Source organism: Streptococcus sp. k-628, from assembly GCF_013277475.1.
In the GTDB taxonomy this organism is placed as follows: domain Bacteria; phylum Bacillota; class Bacilli; order Lactobacillales; family Streptococcaceae; genus Streptococcus.
The window spans coordinates 1-26,726 of record NZ_VMMZ01000022.1 but is presented as its reverse complement, the minus strand read 5'-3'; the positions used below and the strand labels follow the sequence as shown (position 1 = coordinate 26,726).

Below are 26,726 nucleotides of genomic sequence, written 5' to 3'. Positions count from 1 at the left end.
TGAAATGGCACTAGAACGGCTCAATGAAGGGGAATTGGTAGAGCTTGACGAAGAACGAAAAGCTGCCATGGTTTCAAATCTCCTAGTCGTTCTCTGTGGCAATCATGATGCACAACCAATTGTCAACACAGGAAGTCTTTACTAAAGATGGCTGAAGCTAAAAAAAGCAGATCCCCCTTCGACTCTCAACAAAGTTATACGCTGCACTCGCATCATGGGCAGAAGACGACTTTCGTTCAGTCAATGGGCAAATCGAATATCTCCTCACAGAATGTGTCAAACAACGGAAGAAAGACGGAAAATACGTATCAGAAACCATTGACGAACCATTTGAGATTGATATTTAACATTTTCTCCTGTCTGCTAGGACTGACAGGAGAATTTTTTCATCTTTTTTTGTCAAGTAACTTTACTTTACAAAAAAAATGTGTTATCCTAGTATGGTTGATGAAAATCAGTAGATTGAATCGAATATAAATACCTAAAGGAGAAATCAAAATGGCAGTACCTGCACGTCGCACTTCAAAAGCGAAGAAAAACAAACGTCGTACACACTACAAAGTAACAGCTCCATCTGTAAACTTTGACGAAACTACTGGAGATTACTCACGTTCTCACCGTGTATCACTTAAAGGATACTACAAAGGACGTAAAATCGCTAAAGCTGCATCAGCTGAATAATAGAAGGGAGATACCATGCGCGTAAATATTACACTTGAACACAAAGAATCTGGTGAACGCTTGTACCTTACTTCTAAAAACAAACGTAACACTCCAGACCGTCTTCAATTGAAGAAATACTCACCAAAACTTCGCAAACACGTTGTGTTTACCGAAGTTAAGTAAGCATTCAATACGAATCAATACAGAAGAAAAACGCTGATTCAAGCGTTTTTTCTTTTTGTTAATTTCAGTACATTGCAATGAGAATCATTCGAATGACTACATTATTGATAATATTTGTTAAGCCATCAAAAGTAATTAACATTTCATAACGAGTAATCCTATTTAAACTCGTCTCACTATCTATTTTTTCTTATCTCTGTGTTATAATAAAATAGATTTTAAATCCATCTATTTTATTATTGAAAATTCTACATTTTTCAATTGAATTTTGATTACAAATATTCGCGCGATTTTCGCGTGATTTTCGCGTGAATATTTTAAAATATATCTTAGAAATACGATGAAATCAAAGATTTTAATTATCTATCAAATTTACTTTTTCGCGTGACAATCATTTAAAAAAATAAATTTAAGCAACATTATATTTTAGGAAGGGAAAATATGGACTTAAAATTTGAAGGGGTTGATTTAGAATACAAAAAAGCTAAAAACGATCTTCCAGAATCTTTCTGGGAAACCTACTCAGCATTTGCAAATACAAATGGCGGGAAAATAATTCTCGGGATAGACGAAAAAAATATTGACCCCTACCAAGGAGTCAATAATCCTCAAAAAATACGAGACAATTTATTCGCTTTAGTCGCAAACAAACAAAAAGTTAGTTGTAACTTACTTACAGATAATGATATTGAATACATTGATATTCCAGGCAAAAATAAACAACTCATGGTAATCACTGTAAGAGAAGCGAATCCTCACCAAAAACCCGTCCATCTAAAAAATGATTATCGTGAGTCATATAAAAGATTAGGTGAAGGCGATGTTCGACTTGATAAAGAAGAACTTAAATATCTGATGACTAGTTCTCATGATGATATTGATAGTGAGTTACTTAATAATTTTGACGAAAATGATTTAAATTTAGATACAATAAAACATTACAAGCAATTATTAATTGAACTTACTGGTAATACAAAATATAATAGCATTTCGTTGAGAAATTTTCTAATCGAAATTGGTGTATTTAAAAAAGACAGGATTGATAATACATATAAATTAACCGCAGGAGGACTAATATTTTTTGGAAAGTACAATTCTATCATTTCTCGTTATCCCAAATTTCAATTAGACTATTTTGAAAAAGATACCTCCCTTTCAACTAGGTGGAACGATAGAATTTCAACAGGGGATATGATGTACCCTGATTTAAACATGTTTGATTTTTTCAATTTAGCATATAAGAAATTAACTACTACAACAAATGATAGATTTGAGTTTAATAACGAATCTGCCCACCGTTTACCATTCAAGAAAGACCTATCTGAATCTATACGTGAAGCTTTAGTAAACTGCTTAATGCATGCTTACTATGACTTTGATTCTCCTATAGTTATTACAGCTTATCAAGACTTCTATGAATTTAAAAATCCAGGTAAGATGAAAATTTCTATTCCCGAATTTATACATGGCGGAACTTCCAAAACGCGAAATAGTACAATCTCTTCATTATTCCGTAGAATTGGGATGTCCGAAAAAGCTGGATCAGGTGGACCAAAAATTTTTGATATTTCCGAAAAGTATAAACTAAAAATCCCTGAGGTAAGCACTACCTTTGATAGTACTGTTGTTACAATCTGGAAAGTAGACTTATTGTCTTCTTATGCGGATACATCAGATAATGAAAAGATAATACTTGAATATATCATTAAAAATGGTAGCATTACTAAAAATGATGTCCTCGAAAATTCTCTCATGACTGAGTATAAATTTAGAGAAAATTTAAAATCTCTACAAAATAAAAAGTATATTGAGATAGAAGGTAAGGGACGATCTACAAGATATGTTCTCCCTAAAAGCTCAACTGAACAATACCACATCATTAAACAACAAATCAAAAATCTTGGAGATTTCATGACTAAATATTAAATATTTTATTTTCATTCCTAAAAATTTTTGAAATAATATTGTCTTTTCCCAAATTTTCGGAGACCAAAACGCAGGCTCAAATCGGCCTGCGTCTTTTCACTCTTCCCCTACTCTCTAAATCTCATTCAATTTTTCGAGATAGGCGGTTAATTCTGCTTGGGCTTCTGGTGTTGTGCCTACTAGCTGGCTGCGCATGTGTGCGAGTCTGGCTTCTACTTGACCAATCTCTTTATCAATCTCTGCGAGTTGATCTGCGAGGTCGGCTAGGGGAACAACTGGTTCTTCCTCAAAGGTATCGACATAGCGTGGAATGTTGAGGTTGTAGTCATTTTCGACAATCTCTTCAAAGCTGGCTAGATGGGCGAACTTCTCGACATTCTCGCGTTTTTGATAAGTCTCCAAAATCTTAGCAATATGGTCTTCGGTCATATTGCTAAGATTTTTCCCTTTTTCAAACTCTTTTGAGGCATCGATAAAGAAGACATCCTTATTGGTGCGATTCTTTTTAAGGATAATAATGGTTGTAGGGATAGAGGTATTGTAGAAGATATTTGCTGGCAAGCCGATAACTGTATCAATAGCGCCTTCTTCTAGTAGGTGCTGGCGAATTTTCTGCTCGGCTGCTCCTCGGAAGAGAACTCCGTGAGGAAGGACAATGGCCATAACTCCATTATGCTTGAGATGGTAAAAACCGTGAAGGAGGAAGGCAAAATCTGCTTTAGACTTAGGTGCAAGAACTCCATAACTTGAAAAGCGAGGATCTTGCAAGAATCCACTATCTGCTGACCACTTCAGTGAATAGGGTGGGTTCATCAAAACTCCATCAAAGTCTGTCGGCTCGGTAGTCGGCCAATCTTCATCTAGGGTATCGTGATTGCTGAGGTGATAGTTCTCAATCGCAACCCCATGGAGCATCATATTCATGCGAGCAAGGTTGAAAGTCGAAGTAATCAACTCTTGACCGTAGTAAGAAATCGTCGAAGCTTCCTTACTATAGCGCTTGGCATTGAGCAAGAGAGAACCAGAACCCATGGTCGGGTCGTAAACCGACATCCCCTTTTGATGCTCACGCCCTGCAAAGACAATCTGAGTCATGAGGTGAGAAACTGCTTGAGGTGTATAGAACTCCCCAGCCTTTTTCCCAGAATCACTGGCAAACTGGCCAATCAAGTACTCATAAGCATCACCCAAGATATCACCAGCATGACCAGAGACATTGAGATCGTTGAGCTGTTTCATAACCTCAGAGATGGTCTTGTTTTGCTTTTGTGGGGTGTTTCCTAGCTTTTTCGCATAGAGGTCGATATCTTCGAAAAGATTTTCAAATTTTTCATTGGCCTGCTCGATATCACGGAAACTTTGGGCTAGGGACTCTAGCTGGAAGGTTCCTTCGTGGATAGACTGAACCAGCTTGGTAAAGGTCAGAGAAGGATCAATCACATAGCCCAACTCGTCATTTAAGACCTCGATGAGGTCTTCACGGACATCTGCATCCGCAAAGTTTTCCTCGTAGAGAAGCTGCGCTTGCTGGAAGGACTCAAAGGTCTCGTCCAAGTTATCACAGACGGCTTGGAGGATGTTGTCGGATAGGTACTTGTAGAAAATCAAGCCCAAGAGGTAGGACTTGTATTCATTGGCTTCCATCTGGCCACGCAGTATATCTGCCGCATTCCAGAGGGATTGGTAGAGTTCTCTTGATAAATCTGTTTGTGACATAGGGTCTCCTATCAATTTCAACTTTCATTCGTTTAGTGTAGCTTTTTATGGTCTTGGTATCTTATGAATTGAACACGACCTAAAAGCTGAGTAAAAAAGATAAACTGTCTGGTCTTCATCGAAGACTGCGCCAGTTCCCTATTTTTACTGGGCTTTTGACGGTCTTTGTATCTTATATAAACATTTTTCTGAGTAGGGTTTGTTTGCTTTCTTTGAGCTGGTTAACTTTTTCCTCTTGCTTGGCAATGGACTTGTCTAGGCCTTGGAAGAAAGAACCGATTGCTTCTTGTTCAGGGAGGGAGGGGAGAGGGACTGGGATATCTTTCAGTTGCTTCAGTGGTAACTGCTTTAATGCTGTTCCAGTATTTCTCGATAACAATTCTCTTTGCCCTTTTGTACTAATAAAAAATTGTAAGAGAAAATCTCCTTTAGCTTCATTTTTGTTAGTCCGAATAATTGCGAGCTGTGAATTGATGTTCCATCCAACATTCTCATCTTTAGCGTATCCAATAGCTCCTAATGATCCTCTCACTGCTAAAATAATATCATCCAATTCAATGTGACCAGACGTCAGCTCTTCATGTTTTTCATGAGTTATATAATTTGCATTAGTCTCATCCAAAACTCCATTTACAAGATTACTACCTCTTAAAAAAGGGACACCATTTTCACTAGTAGTAAGGTCTTTCTCTGATGGATAAGCTTCTCCGTAGTTGCCATCTGTAAAAAGAGTTTCAGTTTCCCCCAACTTCACTTCCTTCCAGTCATCTTCAAATCCTGCGAAGCGAAGGGCTGGTTTGGTTTGTCCCTTGGCTGGGAAGAGGAGTTTGAGGTAGGTTTTCTTCTGCTCTTTGAGCACCTCTAACTTACGCTGTTGAAGGGTGATAAGGTGGTCGAGATTGCGAAAATATGCTCCAATTTTCTGTTGTTCGCTGTATTTTGGATAATATGCTTCAAATCCCATTACATCAGAAACTGATAAATTTGTTTGCTTTGCTCCATCATCAAATGCTAAGAAATATGGATGCCTATTCATTAAAATGTAAAGAAAATAAGGGAATGTTTCGCCTATTGGAGTTATCCCTGCGATTCGCTGATTTAGCGTGTATTTATCATTTTTTTCGACCCAAAATGTTCTCGCAATAGCACGACCATTTGGAACATCACTCAGCACAAAGGCAATCTCATTTTCAAACAATGCTTCATTTTTCTTATTAGAAAATTTCTTTACTTCACCATCTGTGGAAATGAATTTTGAATTTACTACAATATACTTTCCGTTCTCATCAATGCAGTTTTCGTGAGCCTTTCCGTTACGATATTGAGCTACTTCTCCCAACTTACGCTGTTCCCAAGCTTCAGTATATCTCACAAAGCGATAACTTGGTTTCTTTGTCATATATCTCCTCCAACTATTTCATCTTTATTTGTATCTATAAATTGCAATTGATAAGCTTTATGAGCACCCCATGACTTAAGTATTTTCTTAATAGTATATTCATACTTCTTATCAAACTGGTCTATATAAATGCTCACATCCGGTGCCTGTTTAAAGATTTCTTTAAAGTATGGAGAATCTACTCCATTCTCATCCCGAATACCAAAACCAATGAAGTAAATTTCTTTGATAGAACTTAAACTTTTGAAAAAGTAGTCGTGTTTTCTAAGTTGCTGATGGACGGGCTTTCTAGTCAAATAAACTAAATTATGAAGAAAGTCACGTACCTCAGTTGGGTTATTTTGTCTAAATTTATCATAAGAATCCATTTCACGATTATGTCCAAATATTAGCTTATTTTCAGAAATACTTCCATGTATATGACATATTTGTTCAGAATTTATACCGTAGAAATCCTCTAATAACATACTATAATTAAAAGTTAAAAAGTAGGCATTTTTATTGTGTTCAACAGATTTCTTTCGTTTTAGTTTTTTTAGATTAGTAGGCATATTATCCCAGTCAAGAATAAAACATTGAACCCATTCCCTAAATAAGTTTTCAATGTCTGCTCTTAGAAATTTTTCAAGAATCGTTGCCAGTTCCTCAGAATATGTTTCTAAATTTTCCAAGACACAAGATGGCGGTATAATTTTCACCTCATTTATCCAACCTAAATCACGCTCCAACTGAGACCAAAAATTTTCTAATCTCATTAATTGCATCATATGTCGATAAATAAATTGATACCGTTCATGTTTATCTAACTGACCATTTCTAATTTTAGGCAGAGAATATCCATATATGTCTCTCAACTCATCTTCATTAACATATCGATGTTGTTCTTGAATTTCAATATCCTTTTCCCTAAAAAAGTCGCAAATTCCCTTTGATGTTTGCAACGACTCTAACAACTCATCTTTCCCATAAGCCTGCTGATAAACAAACTTCTTGAAATATAGATAATTCGTCTTCAAATCATGCGCCATATCAAAACCATTTCCGATAATAAATAATTTCTCCACTATATCCCCCTTTCTATTACTCCATTTTCTTATTTCTACACTTTAGGTTTTCTTTTTTGATGTCTATTCTTCAATTTTGCCTATTTTTGCACTTTAGGATTGCCATCTGTCATTTCTATTGTTAAATTTTGGCCATTTTTGCACTTTAGAACGACAACTACGTTATCCTATTCTTCAATTTTACCTATTTTAAAACAATAGATAGGCTTATTTTGTGATATAATGTTAAAAAACGTTGAAATGCGAGGATGACTACATATGAACTATAGAGAACTTAGAAAAATCTACTACAGTCATCGTGACCAATATGAGGAAGAGTATCAACTACGCTTACAGGGATACAGCTCCATTAGGACATCTCTTTATCCTCATTTAATGCAACGCGATACTGTCAAAACAAGTCAATACCCTTTATTTGTTACCCTGCATCTTGGGATTTCCCAACTGATGGAAACTATCTCACAGCAGTCTCAACGAATTAGCGAAATAGCTGGTACCCTCCCTAAGATTGCCCACGATCAATTTTATAAAGAACAACTCTACCAATCGATTATTTCCACAAATGAGATTGAGGGTATCCATACAACTCGTAAAGAGTTGGTTGATGTGGAGAAACTCCTAGAGGAAGACCCCTATAAGACCGAACAAATCAAACATCTTTCCACCTTGCGAATGTACCAACAAATCTTGAAGGATGAATTTCTCCAAATCCAATCGCTTGAAGATATCAGAGAGATTTATGACCAATTAACACAGGGAGAAATATCGCCAGAGGATGAACTCGATGGAGAGTTTTTTAGACAGAAATCGGTCTTTATCCAAGACGACAAAACTGGCAAAGTCCTCTATATCCCACCTCAAAAGGAGGAACAGATTCAGGTCATGTTGACAGAGTGGATTCGTTTTATAAACGACCATTCTATCCCAAACCTTATCAAGGCTTGTGCTGGACACTATTTTTTTGAAAATATTCATCCCTTCTATGACGGTAACGGTCGGACAGGACGCTATATCCTTGCCAAGTACTTGTCTAGAAAACTCGATAAATTTTCAGGGTTAGTTTTGTCCCAACAAATCAATCACCATAAGCAAGACTATTATAAGGCTTTTAGGAATACTGGCGATCATCTCAACCGTGCCGATGCTACCTTCTTCGTTGAAACCTTGTTGACTTTTATCAAGGAAGGACAGGAAAACATTATCCAAACCCTCCTTGAAAAACAAGAGCAACTGCATCGCTATAAAGTTAAGATAGAGCAAACAGAAGGTCTGGAGGAAGTCGAGAAATACATCTTGTTTCTCCTCGCTCAGTCCAAGCTCTTTGTCGATGATAAGAGAGATGGTATAGAAGATAGAAGCATCATCCAACTGGCCAATCAGTCCAACCATCATTACTCTAAGAAAAAGGTCAAGGATGCTTTCTTGCATCTTGAAGAGAGAGGAATTTTGACCCTAATTAGTCGAAAACCTTCCCAACATTATCTTTCTGACTATTTTTAATACTCAATGAAAANNACTGACGAAGTCAGTCACATATATACGGCAAGGCGACGTTGACGTGGTTTGAAGAGATTTTCGAAGAGTATAAACCTATCTCCCCCTTAGCGGTAGGATATCCTCTGAAATCATGCGCATATAGTCCTCTTTGAGGGCTTTTTTGTATTTGAGTTTTGGTAGTGCCTTGTCTCCGTGAGCTTCCTTATAGGCCAGATAGTCCTGAGACTCGGTGATGGCTTTTTCGCCATTTTGCTTGTCTCGTCCGATGCGGTAGTTGTCCACTACGAACTGGAGTTCATCCTCTCCTATCTGCCAATAATCTGCCGTTTCACGAATCTTTTTCTGGGTTGTTAGCTCAATCATCTCATCCAACTTATGGGTTACAGACTGTCCCTGATAGCTCTTGGCATCAGCTTGAACATCCTGCCAGAGTTTAGAAATGATGCTGGATAACTTAGGATTGGATTTGTTCAAATCTTCGATATACTTATCTACCAGACTCTTTTCCTTTTTACCAATGAGGTTTTCCCGATTTTCAATCAGGGCTTGAATGAGAGAGAGGATATAGTGATAGTTTATCTCGTCGGTACGGATGGATTCAAGCTCATACTCTATATCTACGAGAAGGCTTTCATCTTCTTGGTCTTCTTTTCTGCGTCTGCGGAGTTCTTCGATGACATTTTGATATTGGCCAGCAAAGTTCTCGATGTCTTCTAGGCTGAGACCAATCTCTCTGAAAATGACTTTCTCATCATAGTCCGAATAGACCTGTATAGAGGATAGGAGTTTGTCAAATTCTTGGAAGGCCTTGGCAAAGCGTTTTAATTCTGCATCTGTCGCTGTATCCAAATCAGGCACCTGCTCTGGACTTGGAGCGATGGCTAATAGTTGATGAACCTTCTCCAGAAACTTGGCCTTCTCCTCCTGCCATTCTGGGGCTAAGACACTGGTTTCGCCACCATTTGAGTAGAGGCTCAGAGCTTCATCCACCTTTTCTTTAAAACGGTCAGGAGTTTGGAAGGTGACGATTTGACCGAATTTCTTGCCTTCATCAAAGAGGCGATTGGTTCGTGAAAAGGCCTGAATGATATGCTGGGGTTTCATGGGCTGACGATCCATGAATAGGGTCGATAGGCAAGGGGCATCAAAGCCTGTCAACAAGCGATCCACCACGATAACCAGGTCCAATTGCTCTTCACGGAAGGCAAAGCGTTCTTTCTTACGGGCCAGACGGTCGTTGAGGTCACTATTGTAGGATGCAATGGTTGCTAGGCTAAAATGGGTACCAAACATGGCATTGTAGTCTTCTAAACTCTCCTCCATATAGGATTGGTTGACATAGGAGTCTGCTTCATTTTCTGTCACTGAGTAAGTAATAGCAACCTTAGGAAAGTCTGGTAAGACCTTTTTAACATTTTCCGAGATGCTTAGAGACTTTTCTCCATTTTTGACTTGTTTAATCAGGTTATAATAGGTCTGCGCACGGGCAATACTTTTGACGGTCAAAATGGCTTCATAGGTTTTTCCTACCCCATTTTGGAAGCCGAGTTTGCGTCTTGAGCGATTGAGAATGGCATCTAAAACGGCAAGCATGTGGCCTTCGTCATCATAGCGCTCCTCATCAATCTCATCTTCTGCCCAACCAGGCATGGTTGTCTGATACTCCACATTAAAGCCAAGAACCGCCTTGTCATGGATGGCTTCTTTGACAGTATATTGGTGGAGGCAGTCACCGTACTGCTCTTCGGTTGTCTGAGCAAGGTCTCCTTTTTGTTTACGTTTATTTTCTGTAAAGATAGGAGTTCCTGTAAACCCATACCAGAGAGAATTTGTAAAGAAGTGCTCTAGGTGGCGTTGGCGTTCAGGAGTCACTGCGCGATGGCATTCATCGACGACAAAGGCTAGTTTGAGTTGTTTGATACGATTATAGACCTTTTGGTGACGGCCTTCATCAAACTGACGAATCATGGCATTGATTTTCTGGATGGTCGTCACAACGACACGGCGGTCATCAGAAGCCAGATTTTTAACCAATTCCTGTGTATCATCGGTCTCGTCGATATCGATCATGTCATTCTCTGCGTAAGACTGAAAAGAACTAGTCGTCTGCTGGTCAAGGTCTGTCCTATCAATCACAAAGATTGTCTTTTCGATAGATGGAATCTGGAGCAGATTGCGCGAAACCTTATAAGAGGTCAGGGTCTTTCCTGAACCAGTCGTATGCCAAATATAGCCCGACTGGCGCTGGCGACTGGCTTCACGGATAGCCTCAATGGCATGTACCTGATAGGGACGCAATAAAATCAAGGCCTTCTTGTCATCATCGATGACAGAATACTGCATGACCATCTCGTGGGCTCTCGGTATCGACAAGACAGACTCTGCAAAGTCAAATAGCTGGGGTTGGGGCTATTTTCACTATCCACCCACTTGGTCAAGAAGCGTTCATTTAGCTTGTTGGCTTTGGTAGCTGCGATGTAACGAGTGTCTGTGACATTAGAGACGACAAACATCTGAAGACTTGAAAAAATACCTCTGAACTGTCCTTCTTGGTCGTATTTCTTAATCTGACGAAAGGCATCCATATAAGGATGAGAACGGCTTTTCAGTTCGATTTTAATCATAGGCAGACCATTGATCAGCAAAGTCACATCCCCACGACGCTGGCGAATCCCTTCTCCGCCTGTGATGACTTGGTTGACAACCTCATAGCTGGATTTGCCACCAGCGACATTGTTTCTCCACAAGACTTCCAAGCGAATGGTGCCTAGACTGGCGTCTTCACGTTGAACCTGCACCTTGGCAATGCCATTTTCCCCTGCTATCCACTTGGCTGCTTCATAGAAGTTAACGAAATTGAGCTGGTTTTTAATTTGATTTTTCTCTGAATTTGTCAGGGGATGGTCTTGCAAAATGCGGACATTATTAGCTTCCAGCTTGGCAAAAAAGTTTCCCCATAGGAGGTCTTCAGTATTTAACTCAGATCGATACACCCATTGACTTTCTCCCTTTGTCAGCTGGTTGATTAAATCTCGCTCGATAGCCAATTCCTGTTTGGTTTTGGCTTTACCTGCTACAGGGATAGCAGTCTCGTCTTTGGGAGAGAGTCTTTGGCTGATATGGAAATCTTGCAAGGCGGCTTGATTGAGATGTTGCAATTTTTTGAGAAGATCTTGCTCCGTCCCTTTTATGGCTTGATAGGCTGCCGTCAGGTCTTTATCTGCATCCAGGTAGTGATGGGGGTTCTTCTTTATTTGGATATAGCCCTGCACCAAATCTTCTAAACGTCCCAGCTGAATAGTAAGCTGGTTCTGGAGTTCCTGAGAATTGCTTCCAGATGCTTCTTTCTGGTTGATAGCTTCTAGGTATTCTACGATGGCAGCATAACTAGGCTGCAACTCAGGTGCTGAAACGATGAGTTCTTGTTCTAATTCTTTTGATAAAGTGTAAGCCATGTTCATACCCCATTTCTACAACGCAAAAAGCCTACCAAAAAGATTGGCAGGTTTTGAAAATGGGTATGAAAACGCGAGTTTATATATATATATGCAAGTTAGTTATTCGCTTAAATTTGAAAACCATAGGGACTCTTCCTTTTCATTCATCCAAGGCGTTGCGGCATCGAAAAAACAGCGCCTTTACTTCCTTCTATTGTATCATAAAAGACTCCTTGGGAAAAGATTTCCCATGCTTTTATCTCTATTTCAGAGTAAACTGACTTGCTGGTCACTAATGATAGTTGGTAAAAACTCCTAGACCAAGCAAAATCCCCTGCAAATTTACATTACAGAGGACTTATGTGTTATTCTTGTACTTCTTTCTGGGCGGCCTTTCCTTGATTTAGAAGGGCTTGGACGATTTTTTCATCGCGTAGTTTGACAGAATCATTGATCATTTCTGCGGACTTGACGATAGTTGTTTCTAGTTGGGCACGTTTCTGACGACCCAATTCAATGGCTGCGACGATACCTTGGTTTTGTGCAACCAGACTTTCAGCCAGTTTGGTAACCGATTCGACAGCGACTGTCGGGCTTTGGGCAATTCGTTCCATCTGCGGAATCACTTCCTTACTGGTTTCAGCTAGCATCTGAAGGGCAGCATTGTTGGCATTGACAATGGCATCTGCCACGACACCTGATTTCATTGATTGTTGCAAAATACCCAGTTGGGCAATAGAAAGCTTCATTGTTGGAATCGTATTACGACGAAGCATGCCCAATTTTTGGCGCATATCAGATGACACCTTCACAAGATTGCGCATCTGAGGTGTTGTTGCCCAGGCAACATAGAGACGGCTGACATACTCAGTGTGCTGTTGTTCAAGGGTATTGACCACTTCAGCCATGCGGGCCAATTCTTGTGACTTGGTTTGGTATTCTACCGTACTTGTATCGAGTTGGTCAGCTTGAGCTTTCAATTCGGCAGCGCGTTTGCCAGCTTCTGTCTGGCTGGCTTCGATAAAGGAAATCACTCCCACTAGATTTTCAATGGATTTGGTATTGTCCTCAATCAGCATCTCAGCAGAGACAATATTTCGAGCTAGCACATCTTCTTGCTTGACCACTGCGGCAGCCATGCCATCGAGCTTTTGCTCCACTGTTTTTGAGTCAAAGTAAAATTCTTGTAAGGTATTCTTACTCTTGTTAAACAATCGTTGCAAAAAGTTTGGCTTCTCTTCTAACTCAGCAATTTCAGCGTTCTTGTATTTGACTACAAAGCCTTGCAACTCACGGTTGGTATTTTTGAGTAAGTCATCCACTTGGGGAATCTGCAGTTTCTTTTGTTCTGACAAGATACGGTTGACCGTATTGTTCACACCTTCTACAGCAGATTGTCCAAAATCCAAAAGAGCATTTTGATTGGTGACAAACTGGTCTACCAACTGGGGCACGTGCGCCTTAATCCCTTCTTGTTGCTCAGGGCTCAGCTTCTCAAGGAAGGTCAAGGTCTTGTCTGAGCCAGTATTGGTCTCGATGATTTGGGTTGTTTTATCCACCTTAGCTACCGTATTATTGGCAATCTGGTCAATATCAAAATTAAATTCTGTCATGGTTACTCCTTTGTTTCTAACCTATTCTTTACGATCTTTTTCTAGAATACGCAGACTGATATCAAAATCACGCATATCTGTTTCATTGAGTTCTCTCAAAACTTGGTCAAGCTCAAGGTCAAATTGTTCGATAGCTGCTTTAGCTTGCTCTAAGCGTTCTTCTGCTCGATTATAGTTCTTCGGATTGGCCTTAATCTTTAAATAGCCTTCTAAAATCGTTTTGAATTTCTCCATCTTCAAACTATGAATGGCAGTCAATTCTTCCTTATCCCCTTCAGCCGAGGTAGCAATCTTGTCTAAAATGGCCTGATGGTCAATAGCAATATTGGCCAAGGTCTGAGACAATTCTGGAGCTAATTCCTCTGGCTCCGCATTTTCAAGATCTACCTGACTTTCTCTATCCAAACGCTCTAGCTGAACATCGATGTTTGCCCTTACTGTACGAACCTTTTTGTCAATACGGTTGTAGACATCAGCATCGATATAGGACTTGAGACGATCCGCCTCCTGATGGATTTCCCGCAGTTCGATTAATACTTGATTGGCCAGACTCTTATAGGAATCTGAGCCTTTCTCTACCAAGACTCCCTCTAACTGCTGAATATCTTTGTCCGCCTGACGAATCCGAGCTTTTAAAAGCTCAATCCGATCGTCGAGAGAAGCATCCTGCAAAAGAGGATAGCGCCAACGTTTATAGAGACGATAACCACCATAGCCTAGTAGGACACAAGCCGCAAGTGGAAGAGCATATTGAACCAAAAGGCCCAGTAAGAACAAGAAGCCCCAAAAATAGAGACAGCCTTTCCAAAAACCATTACCCGATTTCATAAACATTCCTTATTTTCAATTTATAAGTCTATTTTAGCACAAAAGAGCAAAATGAGGGCGGAAATTCCCTAGAAAAGAGTTGATTTCTTTGCTGTAGAATGGAACTTGGTAGCGCGTGTGCTAATTTCAGTGAAGCGGACTCAAACCACAAACACACTCTGAGGAAATATCAAAACAAAAGCTTGAAATATTGGGTGTTATATGTTAGAATGAACTTACAATGTGAGTAAAGTTACAGCATATGTAACTAAAAAGCCCCACCGTGCCACCGATGGGGTTTTTTGCTACCCTCTTAAAGGGTTAACCATTACTTCTTACGTTTCTTAAGCCATAACTTGAAAAGCTCAGATAACACGTTAATAAGTAACGGAGCTAGAAACACTGTGAGTAAAGTTTCTAACATATGTAACACCTCCCTTCATTAAATTGAGGGGGCCAAAATATTATATCATACCAGATTTATATCATCAACATCGCGTCATTATTAGCATAGATAGACTCAGATACACCAATAACCTTACTAGCAAATCTCTAAACAAACCCAGAAATCAATATTTTAAGACAAAGCAAAAAGCCCACTGTTGTAGGCTTTCTGTATCATATATCTTAAAATTAAAGCATTTTGTTGTAGAATTCAACGACAAGTGCTTCGTTGATTTCTGGGTTGATTTCGTCGCGTTCTGGCAAGCGAGTCAATGAACCTTCCAATTTTTCAGCGTCGAATGATACGAATGCTGGACGTCCAAGAGTAGCTTCTACTGCTTCAAGGATTGCTGGAACTTTCAATGATTTTTCACGAACTGAGATCACTTGACCTGGAGTTACGCGGTATGATGGGATATCAACGCGTTTTCCGTCAACAAGGATGTGACCGTGGTTTACGAATTGACGAGCTTGACGACGAGTAGTCGCAAGACCAAGACGGTAAACAACGTTATCCAAACGACGTTCCAAAAGAAGCATGAAGTTGAAACCTAGGATTCCGCCTTTGATTTTTGTAGCTTGTACGAACAAGTTACGGAATTGTTTTTCACCTACACCGTAAGTGAAACGAAGTTTTTGTTTTTCAGCCAATTGCAAACCGTATTCTGACAATTTAGAACGGTTGTTTGGTCCGTGTTGTCCTGGTACGTAGTTACGACGTGCCAATTCTTTACCTGTACCTGTAAGTGAAAGGCCAAGGCGACGAGCTTGTTTCCAAGATGGTCCTGTATAACGTGACATGTAAATGTCCTCCTGATATAAATAATATTTCGGTGGAAATAGTCACTTAGAAAGCCCTGATTCGTGCAGATGCCCTTCGCCTAAACAGCCAAGGTTACTTATCATAAGACACCTGTTGACGAGCTTCATGCTTTCCTGCTGATATTTCACACAAAATTCATTCTACCATGAATGGCTGGATTTGTAAAGGGGTTTTAAGCTTTATTTTCATTGCCAGAGAGATTGAGAAGGAGGGTAAAGGTGCTTCCTAGACCGTACTGGCTGCTGACTGTGATTTCCCCACCCAATTGATGAGCCAATTCACGCGCAATCGCAAGACCCAAGCCATGACCACCTGTCTTCATATTACGCGAAGTTTCTACACGATAAAGGCGTTTGAAAATATTCTCCAAGTCCTCTGGGGCAATCCCCTGTCCTTCATCGGTCACACTGATTGAAAGCTGGTGCTTCTCCAGCTTAGCCACCACTTCCAGCTTGGTTCCTGGAGCAGAGTATTTAAAAGCATTATTAACCAGATTCACCAAGATACGAGAAAGCTTGGCATAATCTCCTTCAATCCGGGCAGACTCTGGGATTACCTGTAAGTGGACATCTCTTCTCTCCTGCTCAATCAAGAACTGAAATTCACTCATGCACTCAATCAAGAGCTGATCCAGAAAAATACTGTCTTTACTAGTCATATCCGCCTGATTTCTAGCTGTGTTTAGGGTCAAAAAATTCAACTCTTCAACCAATTTATTGAGCCTTTCCGTCTGACGCCCAATGGTTGCTAGATAATGAGCTTGCTCCGACTCCTTGATAACCCCATCTAAAATCCCTTCTACCGTCGCTTGGATTGAAGTGATAGGAGTCTTAATATCATGCGAAAGTTGAGCAATCATCAAGCCCTTTTCTCGTTCGCTTTCTTCCAAGGAATCAAAGCTTGCCTGCAAATCATGGGACATTTCATTAAAAGCTTGCCCTAATTGTTGAAATTCTAAAGGACCTTGAACCTCCAAATTTGAAGGAAAATCCTTGTCCGCTACCCGCTTGGCATGTTCCTTGAGTTTGCCCAACGACGTAAAGACCGGCGATAGGAGAAAGAGACTAATCCCAGCACCGATAAGGCTGGCAATGATGGTCATCCCAAGCAAAAAGTAAATCTCACTTTTCTCAATCAGCATTTTTTGAACAGCCCAAAAAACAACCAAAATGGTTAAGAGGGTTGAAATAATATATCCAACCAAAATATAACTTTTTAGTTTCATGTTTGTCCTCTCGGTTTCTCTATCTTATATCCCAACCCCCAAACTGTCTTAATAGTGGGCGTTTGGTCACTACTATATTTTGCCAACTCCTGTCGAAGAGCATGGATATGCACATTCAAGGTATTGGTGTCATCCACGTAGTCTTCTTGCCAGACCTTTTCATAGAGGTCTGTCTTGGAGAAAACTCTCTCTGGATTGCTAGCTAAAATCCACAGCAATTCAAATGATTTAACAGTCAAATCCAGCATTTCTTCTCCTATTTGAACTTCATGACTACTATGATTCATTTTCAGATTGCCAAGGGAAATCAGCTCTGTTTCGCCCCCACGATGAAGGCGGCGCAAAATATTGTGAACCCGCAAAACCAGCTCACGAGGGCTAAAGGGCTTAGCAATAAAATCATCTGCTCCCAAGCTCAGACCGTAAATCTTGTCCTGTTCACTGGTCTTAGCAGTAATAAATAGGAAAGGCTGCTCTGGTGATAAGTATTGAACCTCACCGATTAAATCATAACCATCCATCCGAGGCATCATGACATCTGTGATAATCAAATCAATCGGTTTTTTCTTGAACAGCTCTAGCGCTTCCAGTCCATCATGGGCTACCAAGACCTGATAACCTGCCTGAATTAAGTATCGCTGATGAATATCGGTGATTTCTACCTCGTCGTCAACGAGTAAAATTGTCTTTCCCATCTGTCTCTCCTTTGATAAAAACAGTGCTATACTGCTTTAAGTATAACACTATTTTTATTGTTTTACGATGATTTTAATCTGCTATTGAAAGAAAGTCCTGATAGCTGATTGAGTTGGTAAACTAGCCTTAGTCAGCCCACTATCCATCATTTATTTCCTTAGCTAATTAGTTTTCTTCTTTTTTGTTTTTCAAACCTAGACCACCGAGTAAACCTGCAAGTGCAAGCCCAAGGAAACCAATACTTGCCATTGATGTTTGAGCTTCACCAGTATTTGGTAGCATAGCTTTATCATCTGACATCATCTTGTCTGACATCATCGTATCAGACATCTTGTTAGCAGAAGCAGCCATGTTTTCACCTGCCATCATATTGGTAGAGCTTGTCATGGTGTCAGCAGGCATGCTATCTGTAGTACCTGGAGCTGGAGTCTCAGTCTTCATACCTGATTTTTCCATTTGGTCATTTGCTGGAATTGCTTTATCAGTCTCTTTGGCTGGTGCCATCATGTCCTTATGGTCAGTAGGCATTTGATGAGTCGCACCTGTAGCATGACTGTGATTCATCGGAGTCACTCTAGAACCAGAGTTAGAAGGTGAGAAAGAACCATTTGCTGTGTCTGATGTTTCTTTAACATTTATCTTAATAGTGACTTGTTTAGTCGCTACGACATTTGTCAAATCTGCTTTACCGTCTTTGTTACCGTAAACTTTAACAGTAGCTTTATAAGTTTGAGTACCATTAGCACGAAGCTGATCGATTAAAGCTTGACCTTGTTTACCAACAGTATTGCCATTTAAGTCTACTTCATAGAAGTATTGACCTTTGGTCTTCACGTTTTCTCCTAATGGAGATAAAGCAGGATTTTTAGCTACACCATTATCAGACCATGGAGCCTTATCAGAAGCTTTTAGTAATAGACGAGTCAACATACCATCACCAGCGAATAGTTCATAAGGAATTACTTGATTTACACCGGCAGTGAAAGGACCTTTTCCTTCAGCTTTTTCAAGATAAGCAGCAGGAACATCAATACTGTCTTTAACGTTATCTTTAACAGCTTTTTCGACAGTTTCTTTAGCAACTAATCCATTGATGTTGATGTCTACATTTTTAGTAGCAACTAGATTAGTCAAGTCAGCTTTACCGTCTTTATTTCCGTAAACTTTAACAGTAGCTTTATAAGTTTGAGTACCATTAGCGCGAAGCTGATCAATTAAATCTTGACCTTGTTTACCAACAGTATTGCCATTTAAGTCTACTTCATAGAAATATTGACCTTTTGTTTTCACATTTTCTCCTAATGGAGATAAAGCAGGATTTTTAGCTACACCATTATCAGACCATGGAGCCTTATCAGAAGCTTTTAGTAATAGACGAGTCAACATACCATCACCAGCGAAGAGTTCATAAGGAATTACTTGGTTTACACCGGCTGTGAATGGACCTTTTCCTTCAGCTTTTTCAAGATAAGCAGCAGGAACATCGATACTGTCTTTGACGTTGTCTGCAACAGCTTTTCCGACAGTTTCTTTAGCAACTAATCCATTGATGTTGATGTCTACATTTTTAGTAGCAACTAGATTAGTCAAGTCAGCTTTACCGTCTTTATTTCCGTAAACTTTAACAGTAGCTTTATAAGTTTGAGTACCATTAGCACGAAGCTGATCAATTAAATCTTGACCTTGTTTACCAACAGTATTGCCATTTAAGTCTACTTCATAGAAATATTGACCTTTTGTTTTCACATTTTCTCCTAATGGAGATAAAGCAGGATTTTTAGCTACACCATTATCAGACCATGGAGCCTTATCAGAAGCTTTGAGCAAGAGACGAGTCAACATACCATCACCTGCGAAGAGTTCATAAGGAATTACTTGGTTTACACCGGCAGTGAAAGGACCTTTTCCTTCAGCTTTTTCAAGATAAGCAGCAGGAACATCGATACTGTCTTTAACGTTGTTTTCAACTGCAGAGTTAACATCGCTTCTTGTTACAAGACCGTTCAAGGTAATATTGACTTTACGTTCCTTGACAACCTTATTCAAATTTGGTTTATCTCCGGCTGCTTCATAGACAGTCAGGGTAGCTTCATAGGTATTTGTACCATTAGTACGAAGTGTATCTAATAAATCCTGACCCTGCTTACCTGTGGTGTTACCATTCAAAGATACTTGATAGTAATACTTGTCATCAGGTAAATTTTTCACTGGTGGAATTTTCTCGTTTTGAGCGACACCGTTATCTGACCATGGAGCCTTGTCAGATGCTTTGAGCAAGAGACGAGTCAACATACCATCGCCTGCGAAAAGTTCATATTTAAGCGGTTTGTTTACACCAGCCAAGAAAGGACCGGGAACTTTGGCTTGTTCTAGGTAGCCCGCTGGGACATCAATACTGTCTTTAACATCCTCATCGACAGCTTTTTCAATATCTTCTGGAGTTGCTTGTGTCCCTGCCACATCATCTGTATCTACAGCTTCTTTTAAGACATCTGTTAGCTCTGAATTTTCTTGAGCTTCTTCACCTTTTTCAAAAAGTGTATCCAGACGAGAAGGGCTTGTTTCCTCGCTCACTTCAGTTCTTTCTGTAGGTGTAGAAAGTGAGTTCGTATTTCCAGCAACAGCCTCAGGTTTCGCTTGAGCAAGAACGGTGTCTCCCTGAGTTTCTGCTAAGTCACCCTTTTTCGTTACCGATTCCCCTTCAGGTAAGACTTGAGCAGGGGTTGGATTGACTACATCGGCACGCACCGAACTTGGTTGACCAACTAGGACAAAGAAGCCACTAGCCACAACAACTGAGGCAACACCGACACTAATACGGCGAATAGACCAACGAGTATATCTTTGATTTGGATTGAATTTCATAGGATTCTCCTTAGAGTTTTTCTTTATTTGATGACTCTAGTATAATCTCCTAAAATTAAAAAGGACTAAGAAAAAGTTAAAATTTTTCTTAAATCCCTCTTATAAAATACTTATATCAATTAAATCCATAAACAGATTTGGTGATTTGATAGACAACATTGGACAGTTTGCGAGCTGGCAAGACAGAATGTTTGGTCAAACGGCTGAGCATGGTTTTGCGAATAGCTTGAAAAACCTCTGGATTTTCCTGCTGAATATAGGTCCACAGCTCCCGTTTTTTGGCCAGATGCTCTGCTGTGCCTGCTCGGTTGAGCAGGGCACTGGAAATCACCGTCGTGATTTCAATATGATTCAGCAGATATTCTCGCATTTTGGGGTGGCTCACTTGGGATAAATCAAGCTGGTCTACCAAGAGTCGATTAACCTTGAGTTGCTGGTCAATGCGCTTAATCATCACTTGCTCATTGACAGACTGGTCCTCACGCCCAATCAAATAACGATAGAAATCGACAGGCAGATAGTACATGGTCTTAACCTGCTGAAGGGGGGTAAAGACAAAGAGATTATCGACATAAAAAGTATGCTCAGGCAATTGGAACTGGCTCGCTCGCAACAAATCTGTCCGGTAAATCAGCGAGTGCATCATGATATACTGGCCTTTGGAGAAATTTCCGACCTGATCCCAGCCAAAAATCTGCTGGACAGGCAAGACTGACTCGTAACTCATACTCTTCTTACGAGACTGACCTTCCTTTTCATAGACAAAATTGGTCACAAAGGCGTCAACCTCTTGACCCTTACTCTCAAGTTCCTGCAAGGTTTCCAAAATTTTCAGGTAAGCACGAGGATCCACCCAGTCATCACTATCAACCACTTTAAAATAGCGCCCAGACGCCTCCGCCAAGCCGCGATTGACAGCACCGCCATGTCCTTTATTTTCCTGATAGATGGCTCTAACGATGTTAGGATACTTGCTAGCTAAATGCTCAGCGATTTCCTGAGTCTGGTCCTGAGACCCATCATTGATAATCAAAATCTCAACTTGCTCACCACCAATCACTAGCGACTCCACACAGTAATGAAGATAGGCTGCGGCATTATAGCTAGGAATGGCGATAGACAATAACTTCATAATCTGCTCCTTTAGGGGACTGATTTTTTCTTATACTCTTCGAAAATCTCTTCAAACCGCGTCAACGTCACCTTGCCGTAGGTATATGATACTGACTTCGTCAGTTCTATCTGCAACCTCAAAACGGTGTTTTGAGCTGACTTCGTCAGTTCTATCTGCAACCTCAAAACAGTGTTTTGAGCTGACTTCGTCAGTCTTATCTACAACCTCAAAACACTGTTTTGAGCAACCTGCGGCTAGTTTCCTAGTTTGATCTTTGATTTTCATTGAGTATTACTCTCTCTTGTCACTTCTTTCTATTTTACCATAAAGTCCAGCCTTTGAAGAACTTTTACTAGAATACAAGGCTTCTGTCTCTCTTTGCTATCTTGGGCATCAAAAAAGAGGGAAGCTCCCTCTTTTACGAATTTAATGCTGCTAGGGTATCCAAATACTGGTTGTTGATGACTGCCAAAATATAGGTATCTACCTTCAAAAGGTCATCTGGTCCAAATTCAACATCCAATGGGGAATTTTCCTGCTCTCGGAAACCCAAAATATTCAGATTGTATTTGCCACGGAGGTCTAATTTACTCAGACTTTGACCTGCCCAAGACTGAGGAATTTTCATCTCCACAATAGAGACATTTTTATCCAACTGAAAGACATCAACACTATTATGGAAAAGAATGGTCTGTGCTAGGGACTGCCCCATTTCATACTCTGGCGAGATAACCGAGTCAGCTCCAATTTTTTCTAGCACTTTCTTAGCAGTCTGACTTTTGACCTTGGCAATAACAGTCGGTACCCCCAAACTCTTACAGTGCATAACCGCAAGCACACTCGACTCCAGATTTTCACCTGTTGCGACTACAACGGTATCGCAGGTATCAATCCCTGCTGATCTCAATAATTCTTCATCTGTGATGTCACCAATCACTCCACGCGCCAAAACTGGCTCAAACTGATTGATGCGCTCTGCGTGGTCATCAATAGCGATAATATTCATATCCTGCTTGGCTAGGGCAGCTAGGACACTGCTCCCAAAAATTCCCAAGCCTAAAATTCCAATCGTACGATCTGACATGCTCTTTCCTTTCTTAACCAATACTAATATCTGCTTTCATATAGTGAATCATATCTTTCTTTTCTGGATGGTAATCTGCTAGACTGACCAGCAGGGTCAAGGGACCAATTCGTCCGATAAACATGAGAACCATAATCACACTTAGAGCTAATTTCCCTAAATCTGGAGTTAAATTTGCCGTCACTCCGACTGTCCCAAGAGCAGAAATGGTTTCAAATATGAGGTGGATAAAGGGAGGATTTCCCTTGGCTGTGATCCCTAGTAAAATCAAGCCCAGCAAGAAGGTCATCAAAAAGATAATAAAGACACTAAAGGATTTTTGAACTGTTCGTGGCGCAATCGTCCGTCGAGCGACATTGGCATGAGGTAAGCCTAGAAGCTCACTTCGTGCAAAGACCAAGAGGACAAAAAATGTCGTAATCTTGAGCCCCCCAGCTGTCCCTCCTGGAGCCCCACCTAGAAACATCTGCAAGATATAAATCAATAAGGTAACAGGACGAGCCATGCTGTAATCAATTGTCCCAAAACCAGCCGTTCTCATGCTGACAGTTTGGAAAAAGCTGACCAAGACCTTATCTGCAACAGGGAGATTGCCAATCGTCCCTGCATTGTTCCATTCAAGAACGAGACTGCTCACCGTCCCAAAAGCTAGTAGCCCCACCGTTAGTAATAAAACCAGTTTGGTGTGAAAATGCAGGCGCCCTTTTTTCTTTTTCCCTATATGCGTAGCAAGGTCAAACCAGACCATAAATCCAAGACCACCTGTGATAATCAAGCCTGCGATGACCAGATTGACCAAGGGATCAGTCTGAAAAGCAATCAAGCTCGTACTTCCAAAATTATCAAAACCTGCATTACAGAAGGCGGATATAGCTAGAAAAATAGCACTAAAGAGACCGCGCCCCCAGCCAAGTTGAGGAACAAAACGAAAACTGAGGAATAGAGCTCCTAAACCCTCAACCAAAAAAGTCGTGAGAAAAATAGAATAGACAAACTTTCTCAAAGATCGAGTCTCTCCATAACTAAAACTATCCTGAATAGTTGCACGGCTACGAAGACTAAGCTTTTGCTTGCTCTGGATATAGAAAACCCCAATAAAGGTCATGAGCCCCAGACCACCAATCTGAATCAAGAACATACAAATGAGTTGACCCCAAATATTGTATGTATCAGCGACAGGCTGGGTAAAAAGACCTGTCACACAGACCATGGATACGGTTGTAAAGAGATGATCAAAATAAGTCGCTCGTGAGCTTTCAACTTGGACAAAAGGCAAGCTCAAAAGAAGAGAGCCTAGTAAAATAACCAAGGCGAAACTCAAAAAAATACGACGGGCAGGCGATAAACGAGATAAGCCTAGCTCTATTTTTTCCTTAGATAATTTAAATAACATGTTTCCATTGTACCATAAAAAGCTCGAAATGACTTAGATAGGATAAGGCAAAGTCCACTAACACCAAGCCTAAAAAATGCCCACCTTTTTGTTGATAGCCTAGGCAAGAACAATACTTGATAGATGTGACTATAGGTCAAAAAAGCAAGACAGGAGCTGTTAACGCTAGCTACTCTATATGCTTTTCAGGAGAAAATGAAACACACCATTTTGAATCTGAAATAGTAGGCTACAGCTTCTCAAACATTACTAGAAATTGATGTAACTTACCTAATCAATTTGTTGAGATTTTATTTCATATCACCACAATAAAAACGCATAGTATCAAAGTTTTCATCACCTGATATGATGCGTTTTTCTGATTTTAAAGATTTTTCCCAATCTCAACATGCGTCCAAAAAGAGGAAGATGACCTCGTTTAACACTATTTTCGCAAAGTATGAGCTAGACATTTTATGATAAAGCAGACCTTTTATCAGCACAACTAAAGGAGGTGAACACTTTCTAAACTCAGTTCTAGCGCCTTATCAAAAGCTTCCGAGCCCCAGTCACGACTATCGTACTGGTCCAAGTCAGCTAGGGAATCTGCTGTGAACAACAATTCACCCCAGAGAACCCCACGCAATTGAGCTACTGCCGCAAGCGCAGCACACTCCATCTCCACAACAGCACAGCCTTCCTCCTTGCGATAAGCCACCTTTTCAGCCGTTTCTCGGTAAAAACCGTCTGTCGTCCAGGTCATGACTTCTTCATAGGAAATCCCTCTGGCTTCCAACACTCGCTCAATAGCAGTAATAGCCTCTGGCTGCATTTCCATATAACGAGAAGGTGCCACATAGTGGTAACTGGCTCCTTCATCTCGCAGAGCGCGAACAGGGACTAGAAAGGCATTTTCCTCTATATTGGCTAGCACACCACAAGTACCTGTGGAAATAATCTGCTCCACACCATAGCCAATCAACCAATCCATAAACTGGGCTGCTGGAGCTGAACCAACAGGAGCCTGAGCCAGACAGATCTCCTCACCCTTATAGTTGATGACATAAACTGGATAGGTCTTGGTGGCAGAAACAAATTCACCGATACAGTTCGCCCCTACTTCCCTCGCATAGCGGTCAATCTCCTCACCTAAAAAAGCATAGACACACTTCTTTGGCAACTGCAAATCCAGCCCCTCGTGATCAGGCATGATAACCGCCTGGGGATTATCGTCAAACTCTAAAATGGGAATCGCATGTTTCTGAATCATAGCCCACCTCCTCTAATTTTGTACTATTGTATCAAAAATTGACGGAGTGTCAAGGAGGGGCTGATGAACTGAGAATAAAAACAATACAATAACAATATTTTTGACAGAGACTCTTTTTAATGATACAATGGATTTGCTTAAAAGTTCGATGAAATAAGCATATAAGAAAACACCACCGGTTGTCGCCAGTGGTGTTTTTTTCGCTTGCTCAAGGCGCTCAGGCTATTTCTTTTTCTTGTCGCATTTGCTTGCTACAAATCGGATAAGCCACTCCGATAAGACATTCGCTAGTGTACCAGCAAGAATAGGTAGCAAGACAAGTTCGATGAAAACGCACATAAGATCACCTCCTGCCTGCGCAGTCTAGTGTTTGCAATCTTGCTATTGTACCATCTCTGACTGAAAATAAATAGAAAAATCATTGACATCATCTAGTCATCCACAAAAACTCTATCCTACACTAATACTTCTTGTATCAAAAAACATCCCAATTACAAGATGCTTTGCAATTGCTTAATGAAGCAGACTTGCTAAGATATAGAGTAGGTGAATGTGAACCGGGTAAAAATGTAGAAGAAGTTTTTATCTCCACTCCCTTTTTCTCCATTATTGAAGAACAAGGGAATAACAGAAAAGAAACAACACCCGCTGTTCCTTTTTACTTCTATTCCACAGGTATCTCCTTAATCACGCGCGCAGGATTGCCACCTAACACAACATTGTCCCCAAAGGACTTGGTGATTACTGCCCCTGCTCCTGCAACGACGTTATTTCCCAGTGTGACTCCAGGCAGGACAATGACGCCACCACCAGCCCAGAAATTATCTCCGATTGTGATAGGCTTACCGTACTCAATACCTGAATTTCGCTCATGTGGATCCAGCGGATGAAGTGGAGTCAGGAACTGACAATTAGGACCAATCATGGCATTGTCTCCAATACGAATCGGACAAACATCCAGCATGGTCAAGTTCCAGTTAGAATAAAAATTTTCCCCTAGATGGATATTGACTCCATAATCGACCACCAGACGTGGATTGACATATAGATTTTGCCCAGTCGAACCAAACCAAGCCTTAATGATTCCAGCTCCCTTTAAGGGATCTTCTTCTCGGTTAAAGGCAGCCTGTTTTTGGCGAGAAGCCTGAGCCAAGGCCCGCAGTTCTGGATCCGATGGACGGTAAACCTCTCCTGCTATCATTTTCTGGTATTCACTGGTCATTGTATTCTTCTCCTTATTTCCTACTATCATATCAAATTTTCTACATATCTGACTAGGATAAGGAGCACTTTCTACAATTTATACTCTTCGAAAATCTCTTCAAACCGCGTCAACGTCGCCTTGCAGTATATATGTTACTGACTTCGTCAGTTCTATCTGCAACCTCAAAACGGTGTTTTGAGCTGACTTCGTCAGTTCTATCTGCAACCTCAAAACGGTGTTTTGAGCTGACTTCGTCAGTTCTATCTGCAACCTCAAAACGGTGTTTTGAGCTGACTTCGTCAGTTCTATCTGCAACCTCAAAAC

General features: G+C 40.4%; 22 protein-coding genes and 1 pseudogene. 6 read left to right on the top strand and 17 right to left on the bottom strand.

Features of this window, described 5'->3' with window-relative positions:
• Positions 1 to 4 precede the first annotated feature (4 nt).
• The 5 genes from HT730_RS03630 to HT730_RS03610 all read left to right on the top strand — a co-directional run bounded on the left by HT730_RS03630 (position 5) and on the right by HT730_RS03610 (position 2,772).
• On the top strand, positions 5 to 145 hold the full coding sequence (locus HT730_RS03630) for a hypothetical protein (RefSeq protein WP_173277652.1): 141 nt from the start codon (positions 5 to 7) through the stop codon (positions 143 to 145).
• A 25-nt stretch (positions 146 to 170) separates the two neighbouring features.
• The gene (locus HT730_RS03625; RefSeq protein WP_033608448.1) at positions 171 to 347 is read left to right on the top strand and encodes a PTS ascorbate transporter subunit IIC; all 177 of its coding nucleotides are present in this window, start codon (positions 171 to 173) and stop codon (positions 345 to 347) included.
• 151 nt (positions 348 to 498) lie between these two features.
• On the top strand, positions 499 to 681 hold the full coding sequence (rpmF, locus tag HT730_RS03620; RefSeq protein WP_000290417.1) for a 50S ribosomal protein L32: 183 nt from the start codon (positions 499 to 501) through the stop codon (positions 679 to 681).
• Between the two features lie 15 nt (positions 682 to 696).
• Entirely contained in the window at positions 697 to 846 is a 150-nt protein-coding gene (gene rpmG, locus HT730_RS03615) for a 50S ribosomal protein L33 (RefSeq protein ID WP_001265622.1), read from the top strand.
• A 441-nt stretch (positions 847 to 1,287) separates the two neighbouring features.
• Positions 1,288 to 2,772 carry an RNA-binding domain-containing protein gene (locus tag HT730_RS03610; RefSeq protein ID WP_050243046.1) on the top strand — a complete coding sequence of 495 codons (1,485 nt, stop codon included), beginning with the start codon at positions 1,288 to 1,290 and terminating at the stop codon, positions 2,770 to 2,772.
• Positions 2,773 to 2,886: 114 nt separating this feature from the next.
• Here HT730_RS03610 and HT730_RS03605 read toward each other — a convergent pair whose 3' ends face one another.
• From HT730_RS03605 to HT730_RS03595, 3 genes are all read right to left on the bottom strand, one after another.
• Positions 2,887 to 4,488, bottom strand: coding sequence for a type I restriction-modification system subunit M (locus HT730_RS03605; RefSeq protein WP_173306834.1), 1,602 nt, complete (start codon positions 4,486 to 4,488; stop codon positions 2,887 to 2,889).
• 172 nt (positions 4,489 to 4,660) lie between these two features.
• Positions 4,661 to 5,887 carry a restriction endonuclease subunit S gene (locus HT730_RS10445; protein WP_240151457.1) on the bottom strand — a complete coding sequence of 409 codons (1,227 nt, stop codon included), beginning with the start codon at positions 5,885 to 5,887 and terminating at the stop codon, positions 4,661 to 4,663.
• Positions 5,884 to 6,951, bottom strand: coding sequence for an AbiH family protein (locus HT730_RS03595; RefSeq protein WP_138706997.1), 1,068 nt, complete (start codon positions 6,949 to 6,951; stop codon positions 5,884 to 5,886). The genes HT730_RS10445 and HT730_RS03595 overlap by 4 nt, the downstream gene beginning before the upstream one ends.
• A gap of 258 nt (positions 6,952 to 7,209) precedes the next feature.
• Here HT730_RS03595 and HT730_RS03590 point away from each other — a divergent pair, with 258 nt between their 5' ends.
• On the top strand, positions 7,210 to 8,451 hold the full coding sequence (locus HT730_RS03590) for a Fic family protein (protein ID WP_138706996.1): 1,242 nt from the start codon (positions 7,210 to 7,212) through the stop codon (positions 8,449 to 8,451).
• Positions 8,452 to 8,541: 90 nt separating this feature from the next.
• Here the strand turns inward: HT730_RS03590 and HT730_RS03585 are convergent.
• The 14 genes and pseudogenes from HT730_RS03585 to HT730_RS03520 all read right to left on the bottom strand — a co-directional run.
• A pseudogene (locus HT730_RS03585) lies at positions 8,542 to 11,909 on the bottom strand (type I restriction endonuclease subunit R).
• Positions 11,910 to 12,250: 341 nt separating this feature from the next.
• Positions 12,251 to 13,498, bottom strand: a complete 1,248-nt coding sequence (locus tag HT730_RS03580) for a toxic anion resistance protein (protein WP_173306833.1) — start codon at positions 13,496 to 13,498, stop codon at positions 12,251 to 12,253.
• A 21-nt stretch (positions 13,499 to 13,519) separates the two neighbouring features.
• Positions 13,520 to 14,326: a hypothetical protein gene (locus HT730_RS03575; RefSeq protein ID WP_173306832.1), complete on the bottom strand. Its 807-nt coding sequence runs from the start codon at positions 14,324 to 14,326 to the stop codon at positions 13,520 to 13,522.
• 612 nt (positions 14,327 to 14,938) lie between these two features.
• Positions 14,939 to 15,550, bottom strand: coding sequence for a 30S ribosomal protein S4 (gene rpsD / locus HT730_RS03570; protein WP_000092756.1), 612 nt, complete (start codon positions 15,548 to 15,550; stop codon positions 14,939 to 14,941).
• Positions 15,551 to 15,744: 194 nt separating this feature from the next.
• Positions 15,745 to 16,797 (bottom strand): HAMP domain-containing sensor histidine kinase, encoded by a 1,053-nt coding sequence (locus tag HT730_RS03565; RefSeq protein ID WP_173306831.1) that lies wholly within the window; start codon positions 16,795 to 16,797, stop codon positions 15,745 to 15,747.
• Complete coding sequence (locus HT730_RS03560) at positions 16,794 to 17,492, bottom strand: response regulator transcription factor (RefSeq protein WP_000520637.1); 699 nt, start codon at positions 17,490 to 17,492, stop codon at positions 16,794 to 16,796. Before HT730_RS03560 ends, HT730_RS03565 begins: the two co-directional genes overlap by 4 nt.
• 166 nt (positions 17,493 to 17,658) lie before the next feature.
• Positions 17,659 to 20,358, bottom strand: a complete 2,700-nt coding sequence (locus HT730_RS03555) for a PavB family fibronectin-binding SSURE repeat adhesin (protein WP_173306830.1) — start codon at positions 20,356 to 20,358, stop codon at positions 17,659 to 17,661.
• 115 nt (positions 20,359 to 20,473) lie between these two features.
• A complete protein-coding gene (locus HT730_RS03550; RefSeq protein WP_173306829.1) occupies positions 20,474 to 21,490 on the bottom strand; it encodes a glycosyltransferase family 2 protein in 1,017 nt (338 codons plus the stop codon).
• Positions 21,491 to 21,541: 51 nt separating this feature from the next.
• Positions 21,542 to 21,757, bottom strand: coding sequence for a hypothetical protein (locus HT730_RS10440; RefSeq protein ID WP_240151456.1), 216 nt, complete (start codon positions 21,755 to 21,757; stop codon positions 21,542 to 21,544).
• Positions 21,758 to 21,890: 133 nt separating this feature from the next.
• On the bottom strand, positions 21,891 to 22,556 hold the full coding sequence (locus HT730_RS03540) for a TrkA family potassium uptake protein (RefSeq protein WP_173306828.1): 666 nt from the start codon (positions 22,554 to 22,556) through the stop codon (positions 21,891 to 21,893).
• Positions 22,557 to 22,569: 13 nt separating this feature from the next.
• Positions 22,570 to 23,949, bottom strand: a complete 1,380-nt coding sequence (locus HT730_RS03535; protein ID WP_173276582.1) for a potassium transporter TrkG — start codon at positions 23,947 to 23,949, stop codon at positions 22,570 to 22,572.
• A 484-nt stretch (positions 23,950 to 24,433) separates the two neighbouring features.
• A complete protein-coding gene (locus tag HT730_RS03530; RefSeq protein WP_173306827.1) occupies positions 24,434 to 25,198 on the bottom strand; it encodes a nucleoside phosphorylase in 765 nt (254 codons plus the stop codon).
• A gap of 664 nt (positions 25,199 to 25,862) precedes the next feature.
• Positions 25,863 to 26,420, bottom strand: a complete 558-nt coding sequence (locus HT730_RS03525) for a sugar O-acetyltransferase (protein ID WP_173306826.1) — start codon at positions 26,418 to 26,420, stop codon at positions 25,863 to 25,865.
• A gap of 109 nt (positions 26,421 to 26,529) precedes the next feature.
• A partial coding sequence (locus HT730_RS03520) for a hypothetical protein (protein WP_173306825.1) occupies positions 26,530 to 26,726 on the bottom strand: 197 nt, incomplete at its 5' end.